The following is a 6,916-nucleotide window of genomic DNA, read 5'->3' as shown; positions in this document are numbered from 1 at the left end:
CCCGCTCCCACAGTTATGAATTTGCGTTCAATCCTGATGAGGTGGCAGTTGCATGTACCAGTACGATGATTACGACCGGGCGCTGGTGTTCGAGCGCGTTGCGCAATTTCGCGATCAGGTCGAGCGCTTCATGGCCGGGGAGTTGAACGACGAGGAATTCCTGCCGCTGCGTCTGCAGAACGGTCTGTACATGCAAAAACACGCCTACATGCTGCGGGTGGCGATTCCCTACGGCACCTTGAGCGCCGAACAGATGCGCACTCTGGCAAGCATCGCCCGGGACTACGACCGTGGTTACGGCCACTTCACCACCCGGCAGAACATGCAGTTCAACTGGATCGAACTGCACGAGGTGCCGGACATTCTCGAGCGTCTGGCGCAGGTCAACATGCATGCGATCCAGACCTCGGGCAATTGCGTGCGCAACATCACCACCGAAGCCTTCGCCGGAGTCGCGGCGGACGAGTTGATCGACCCGCGTCCGCTGGCGGAAATCCTGCGGCAATGGTCGACGATCAACCCGGAATTCCTGTTCCTGCCGCGCAAGTTCAAGATCGCCATCTGCTCGGCGAAGCAGGATCGCGCGGCGATCATGATGCACGACATCGGCCTCTACCTTTACCCCGGCCGTGACGGCCAGATGTTGCTGCGGGTGATCGTCGGCGGCGGTCTGGGGCGCACGCCTATCCTTGGTCTGCAGATTCGCGACGGCCTGCCGTGGCAGCACTTGCTGTCCTACGTCGAAGCCGTGCTGCGGGTCTACAACCGCCACGGCCGACGCGACAACAAGTACAAGGCGCGGATCAAGATTCTGGTCAAGGCGCTGGGCATCGAGGCGTTCGCCAAGGAAGTCGAAGAGGAATGGCAACACCTCAAGGACGGCCCCGCGCAGTTGACCGAAGATGAATACCAGCGGGTCGCCAGTGCTTTCGTGCCGCCGAACTACCAAGCGCTGGCGGGCACCGATCTGGATTTCGGCACGCACCTGGCGGAGAAACCGGCGTTCGCCCGTTGGGTCGCGCGCAACGTTCAGCCGCACAAAGTGCCGGGCTACACCAGCGTGGTGCTGTCGACCAAACCGGGCCTGGCCTCGCCGCCGGGGGACGTCACCGATGCGCAGATGCTGGCCGTGGCCGACTGGTCGGAGCGCTTCGGTTTCGGCGAAATCCGCATCGCCCACGAACAGAACATCGTCCTGCCGGATGTGCCCAAGTCCGATCTGTACGCGCTGTGGCAACTGGCGAAAGAGCACGGGCTGGGCGCCGCCAACGTCGGCCTGCTGACCGACATCATTGCCTGCCCCGGCGGTGATTTCTGTGCGCTGGCCAACGCCAAGTCGATCCCGATTGCCCAGGCAATTCAGGCGCGGTTCGACAACCTCGATTACCTGCATGATCTGGGCGACATCAGCCTGAACATCTCCGGCTGCATGAACGCCTGCGGCCATCATCACATCGGCAACATCGGGATTCTTGGCGTCGATAAAAACGGCAGCGAGTGGTACCAGATCACCCTTGGCGGCGCACAGGGCAAGAACAGCGCACTGGGCAAGGTCATCGGCCCCTCGTTCAGCGCGGCCGAAGTGCCGCAGGTGATCGAGCGGATCATCGGCACCTTCGTCCGTTATCGCGAGGCCGAAGAACTGTTCGTCGATACCGTGGCGCGCATCGGACTGGAGCCGTTCAAGGAGCGGGTCTACCCGAAAGCGTTGGAGGCCTCGGTATGAACAATCTGCTGCGGATGGAGGCGAGTGGGGCGCGAATCGTGCTCGATGATCCATGGACGCTGATCCGCTCGCCTGAAACAGAGCCCAGCGCCGGGATGTTGATTCTGCCGCTGGCCCACTGGCTCGAATCACCCTCGACCCATGCGGTCTGGCTCGGCCCGGACGACGGCGTCGAAAGCCTGCTGCCGTGGCTGAGCTCGTTGCCACTGATCGCCCTCGACTTCCCGAGCTTTCGCGACGGCCGCGCCTACAGCCAGGCCTATCTGCTGCGCAGCCGTTTCGGCTGGAAAGGCGAGTTGCGGGCGATTGGCGACGTGCTGCGCGACCAGCTCAGCCACATGCGCCAGTGCGGTTTCGACAGCTTCGCCGTGCGCGAGGACAAATCCGCCGACGATGCGCTGAAAGGGCTGGTGGGCATGAGCGTGCTGTACGGGCGATCAGTTATTGAGCCACGACCATTGTTTCGAAGGCGCTGATCCCTAACACTTGGTCTGGAAATTGTCACCTGTCATATATGACAGTGTGCGATTCCGATTTATTGCGCTCTAATCTGAACCAAGGATTCAGATGCATCTATCAACGTTTCTGTTCGCGACGGAGGAGCATGATGGAAAAGCTTCGCTTTGAGCAGGCATTTTGGATTGTGTCGCAACAGAATTTATTGAATGAGAGCGTGGATCCAAATTGGAGGCAGGCAAATTATGCGTGTTGTCGTGCCCTTATCGTCGAAGCAGTCGAGGCCCTCGAATTTTACGATTGGAAGTGGTGGGCTAAAACTGAAACAGACTATTTCCAGATGCAACTCGAACTGGTTGACGTACTGTGTTTCGCAATTTCTTTCTATATAAAACAACACCCCGGTGAACTGAGGGCCATTGCTGAGTCGCTAGCGCTTGAATCTAATCCGGATCTTCAGGTGTGCCGTTATCAACGTAAATCTGTGAAGCTCGTCGATTGTGATATTCCAAGGTTGCTGGATATAGTCATTGGTTATGCAACGATGAGGTGTATTCGATTGCCGTTGCTCGAACGATTGTTTTTATTGAGTGGGTTGATTAGCTGGGAAGAAATAATTTTACGCTATCGGCAGAAATATGCGCTCCATGTCTATCGCCAAGTCAATGGTTATCGAGTGGGGCGATATAACAAATTTTGGCCACTTGTTGAGGATTCTAACTATTTGCAAGGCGTGGTGACGGGGTGCTGTTCGATATCGACGCAGGAGAAATTAATTAAAGGTTTGGAACACTTATATCGAGCGTCACACAAGTGGAGTCAGTGAGGGCGTAATGTTATCGATCAAAAAACTTCCGTCGCCGGCTGGCATTCCCTTGCTCGGGAATATTCTACAGATCAAGCCGTCACGCATTTATCAAGTCTTGTGTGACTGGGCAAGAGAACTTGGTGGGTTTTATACCTTTAAAATTGGATCGAAATGTATTCTCGTTGTGACTGAGCCTGACGTGATGGCTGAACTGCTTCACGAGCGGCCGGGGAAATTCAGACGCTGGGTAAAGATGGAAGAACTAGGGCTTGAAGTGGGAGCGGATGGGGTTTTTGTAGCCGAGGGGGATAAGTGGCGCCGGCATCGAAGGCTGATCACACCGACGTTCAATTTATTGCACATAAAAAATGCGTGGGAGGCGATCGACGCTACAACCCGACGCTTACAACAACGCTGGTTAAATTTTGCGGTTGATGGTAGTTCGGTTGATATGCGTCAGGAAGCTATGAGCTATACCGTTGATGTAGTGACTGGATTTGCTTTTGGTTATGAACTTAACACGCTGGAAGAGTCTGCTGGAGAGTTACAGGGCGCGCTATCTTCATTTCTGCAAACAGCCGCTCGCCGTCAAGCAGCGGTGTTTCCTTATTGGCGATATATAACGCTGAAGTCTGATCGCGAGTTCAACGTGGCGCTGACGAGGATCAATCACTTGGTGAGCGGTTTCATCAAGAGCGCACGCGAACGTATGGAAAATGGTTCGTCGCCTCCATTGCCGCCAGTAAATATGATCGAAAAACTGGTTGCCCACCAAAATAGCGCAGGTAGTGAATCACTCTCTGATGGCGAAATTATCGGCAACGTTCTGACCTTTTTATTAGCAGGGGAGGACACAACGGCTAATACGATTGCCTGGGCCGTCTATTTTATTGCCAGACACCCCGTGGTTCAGGAAAAGTTGCAAATGGAAGTGGACCGAGTGCTGAACAGTACCGACGTAATTCCTACGATAGATCAGCTGGATAAGCTGCCTTACGCGCACGCAATAATTCAGGAAACTATGCGCCTCAAGCCGGTTTTTCCGTTACTAACACTTGAACCAAATGAAGATGTGGAAATTCAGGGTGTAGAAGTCTTGAAAGGCACACCTGTTTTTTTGTTAATCGGTTACCCGGGCCAGGATACACGGCACTTCATCCGCGCCGGAGAGTTTCTCCCGGAACGATGGCTCGATAGTCAAGCATATGAGCAGGACAATAAGAAAGCGTGCACTCCGTTTGGCATCGGACCTCGACACTGTCCGGGACATCAACTTGCGATGCATGAAGCGCTGATGGCCATTTCCATGTTGGCGAAGAACTTTGACGTAAAAGCTGATGAAAGCGCAGGCCCGACAGAAGAAATTTATGCGTTCACACTTTGTCCTTCGCATGTTTCAGTCTGTTTAATGAGACGTCACGAATAAGTTTTACTTCAGTCGAGGTAAGTATGAGTGAGCAACGTCAGGTTTATTTGATGGGGGAAGGTTCAGCTGAGCAAGAGCGCTTGGCAATACTTTCCGATATTTACGAACAAGGCAGCGTCAGATTCTTGCGTAGCCAATTACCGCCTGATGCCAAAACCGTGTTGGATATCGGTTGCGGTCATGGCCAGATGTCGTGCTGGCTAGGGAGGGAGTATCCTTCGATGCAGGTAATAGGAGGGGACTCTTCGGGTTCGCAATTGCATATCTGCAATCAACTTCTCGAGGCTGGCAATTTATCCAATGTCAGGTTCGAAAACTTGAATCTGATGGATACGTGGCAAGACAGGCAGCAAGTTGATGTTTTGTATGCTCGGTACGTACTTATGCATATTCCAGACTGGAATAGTGCATTCGCAAATATGTTGACCGTTTGCCGCGCGGGTGGGTCTATTTTGCTTGAAGAGCCCGGATTTCCGTTCGTCAGTTATCCAGCGCATGACTCTTTGAATAAGGCCAACGAGTGGGGGCAGGCGTTGACTAAGAAAATGGGGATGCGTTTTGACTGTATTGAGCCATTGTGGTCTTACGTTCATGGGTTGGACGGTGTCGCTGTAGATCACTGGGCATTCGACCAGCCTTTTTTCAGCGACGCCTATCGAAAAAGCCTGCTGTGGCGGTCCTTTATGGTGATCATGGATCCTCTTGTTGCAAGCGGTATGGCGGCCAGAAATGAGGTGGAGAAAGTACTATCAGACTTGAAAATGATAGCCGTAAATCCCTTTTATGTTGTGGGTGCTTTGCGGATGATTCAGTTGCATTTGGTGAAACTATAGCGGAGAGGGTCTCCAAGCAAATCGGGAACGGCCTTGTCTCTTATGCATTTTGGGTTGGGTTTTGGTTTCCAGTGTCGGTAATTGTTATAAAAAACTGTTATTTCTTACAGTGGAACAGACACTCGTATCGAATTTTAATTAATGCCGGCAAAGCGTCCTTCAATACGGGTTGCCATCAAGGTCTTGTATTCAAATAAACGAGCGTAAGGAGTTTTTATGTCTATCAAATCGAAAAGAATATTATTTTCGGCACTTCCTGCCGCTGTCCTGAAAGAAAAACAGGACGGTCTCCACTTCTCTGCCCCGGCGATAAAAATAGCTACAGAACACGAAGTCATAGTTTTTGCTATTTCCGACGCAGGAGAAGGGCTTGCCTTAGATGTTCAGGTATCTAAAGAGCAGATAGGGCATCCCATTAATATTCTTATCCCGGAATCCGACCTGCCTCGTGGGAGCCTGACGGTCGATTACGGAGTTCTGCAGAGTGAAAAATCAGTTTTCCGTTCGAAGGTTTCTCATTACAAGCCGAAATAATCGTCCGCCGCCCTTCGCTCCAGTTTTTTGACTTGGGGCGATGGTGGCATTTTGGTAGAGTCCTTTTCGCCGTCGGATTATCGGCTGAGCAAATCAGGAAGGGAGTCTGCTGTTGTGAGTGTTGGCAAAAAAATTCTGGGCATCACCGCGTTGCTGCTGATGGTGACGCTGTGGGCCGGTTACATCTTTGTGTTCAACGAAAACCGTGGCGGCCAGCTCGGCGGCGTGGGCGAAAGCACCGCCTGGTGCGGCACACCGCCGAATTCGGAAGCGGCGCTGCTGGGCAAGGATCAACTGACCCTGCGCATCACCAACAACCTGCGCGGCGAGTTCATGCTCAGCGGCGCGGTGGTGGTGTCCGAACGTACCTTCAACCGCTATGACCTGGGCCGAAACGAACTGCGTCTTCGCCTGGAACCGTTGCAATGGTCGTTTGGCGTCACGCCGATCTTCCTCGAACAGGTGAAAGTCCTGCCCCTGAGCCGCAACCTCGCCTCGACCGACAAGAGCGCCTTCGCCGAACTCGAATCGCGCCCGATCAGCGTTCAGGGCCGGGTCACCGAATTTCCCTTCGACACCTATCGCTACGGCTACAAACCGGTGCTGTATTACCTCAAGGGCAGCGAGCGCATCGACCTGCGCTTCAAGAACATCACCACGCTGATGGAGATGTCCAACACCTTCACGCCGATCCAGAAGTACAACCGCGCCGACTACATCAACGAGAAAAACTCGATGATCCGCGACGAGGACTACAAGGCCTACGGCCCCCACGAATGCGCGTTCAGCGTCGAGCGCAAAGGCTCGTTCAAGGTCGTGGTGCTGTTGATGCTGCTGGTGCTGTGCCTGCCGTTGCTGCTGGTGTTCTACCGCGATGAGCCGGGGATCGACTTCCTTGCCACGCTGGTGGGGATTGGCGTAGTGCGCACGGTGCTGGTGGGGCCGGTGCAGGATTTCCAGCTGTACAACATTGATTTTCTGTTCGGTGCGGCGATTTTGCTGGTGGGGACGGTGTCGCTGATCAAGGCGATGCGGGCCAACAGTCGGCGGGAGATGGCGTTGAGGAGTGGGGAGACTTCGAGCTGGTAGAAGAAAGCCTTGAGCGCCTGTGATGGTCCGGACCTTTCAAAGGT

Annotated in this window: 7 protein-coding genes; all 7 read left to right on the top strand. The window is 53.9% G+C overall.

The window, feature by feature from the left end:
• The first annotated feature begins 52 nt into the window (after positions 1-52).
• The 7 genes from ACTJK9_RS00840 to ACTJK9_RS00810 all read left to right on the top strand — a co-directional run bounded on the left by ACTJK9_RS00840 (position 53) and on the right by ACTJK9_RS00810 (position 6,872).
• Positions 53-1,726, top strand: coding sequence for a nitrite/sulfite reductase (locus ACTJK9_RS00840; RefSeq protein WP_440811328.1), 1,674 nt, complete (start codon positions 53-55; stop codon positions 1,724-1,726).
• Positions 1,723-2,202: a DUF934 domain-containing protein gene (locus tag ACTJK9_RS00835; protein WP_440811326.1), complete on the top strand. Its 480-nt coding sequence runs from the start codon at positions 1,723-1,725 to the stop codon at positions 2,200-2,202. The genes ACTJK9_RS00840 and ACTJK9_RS00835 overlap by 4 nt, the downstream gene beginning before the upstream one ends.
• A 131-nt stretch (positions 2,203-2,333) precedes the next feature.
• Complete coding sequence (locus tag ACTJK9_RS00830) at positions 2,334-3,008, top strand: dUTP diphosphatase (protein WP_158090090.1); 675 nt, start codon at positions 2,334-2,336, stop codon at positions 3,006-3,008.
• A gap of 7 nt (positions 3,009-3,015) precedes the next feature.
• A complete protein-coding gene (locus ACTJK9_RS00825; RefSeq protein WP_440811323.1) occupies positions 3,016-4,416 on the top strand; it encodes a cytochrome P450 in 1,401 nt (466 codons plus the stop codon).
• 23 nt (positions 4,417-4,439) lie between these two features.
• Positions 4,440-5,249 (top strand): class I SAM-dependent methyltransferase, encoded by an 810-nt coding sequence (locus ACTJK9_RS00820; RefSeq protein WP_440811321.1) that lies wholly within the window; start codon positions 4,440-4,442, stop codon positions 5,247-5,249.
• 216 nt (positions 5,250-5,465) lie between these two features.
• A complete protein-coding gene (locus ACTJK9_RS00815; RefSeq protein ID WP_440811319.1) occupies positions 5,466-5,783 on the top strand; it encodes a hypothetical protein in 318 nt (105 codons plus the stop codon).
• 114 nt (positions 5,784-5,897) lie between these two features.
• A complete protein-coding gene (locus ACTJK9_RS00810; RefSeq protein WP_440811316.1) occupies positions 5,898-6,872 on the top strand; it encodes a hypothetical protein in 975 nt (324 codons plus the stop codon).
• Positions 6,873-6,916 lie beyond the last annotated feature (44 nt).

It is taken from the genome of Pseudomonas sp. 22082 (genome assembly GCF_052046055.1).
Lineage (GTDB): Bacteria > Pseudomonadota > Gammaproteobacteria > Pseudomonadales > Pseudomonadaceae > Aquipseudomonas > Aquipseudomonas pharyngis.
Note: the sequence above shows the minus strand (reverse complement) of the source record. Positions and strands in the feature narration are given on the sequence as shown.

Coding starts and splice junctions, on each gene's coding strand:
- ACTJK9_RS00835 (WP_440811326.1), top strand. CDS start 1,723: ATGAACAATCTGCTGCGGATGGAGGCGAGTGGGGCGCGAATCGTGCTC.
- ACTJK9_RS00830 (WP_158090090.1), top strand. CDS start 2,334: ATGGAAAAGCTTCGCTTTGAGCAGGCATTTTGGATTGTGTCGCAACAG.
- ACTJK9_RS00840 (WP_440811328.1), top strand. CDS start 53: ATGTACCAGTACGATGATTACGACCGGGCGCTGGTGTTCGAGCGCGTT.
- ACTJK9_RS00815 (WP_440811319.1), top strand. CDS start 5,466: ATGTCTATCAAATCGAAAAGAATATTATTTTCGGCACTTCCTGCCGCT.
- ACTJK9_RS00820 (WP_440811321.1), top strand. CDS start 4,440: ATGAGTGAGCAACGTCAGGTTTATTTGATGGGGGAAGGTTCAGCTGAG.
- ACTJK9_RS00825 (WP_440811323.1), top strand. CDS start 3,016: ATGTTATCGATCAAAAAACTTCCGTCGCCGGCTGGCATTCCCTTGCTC.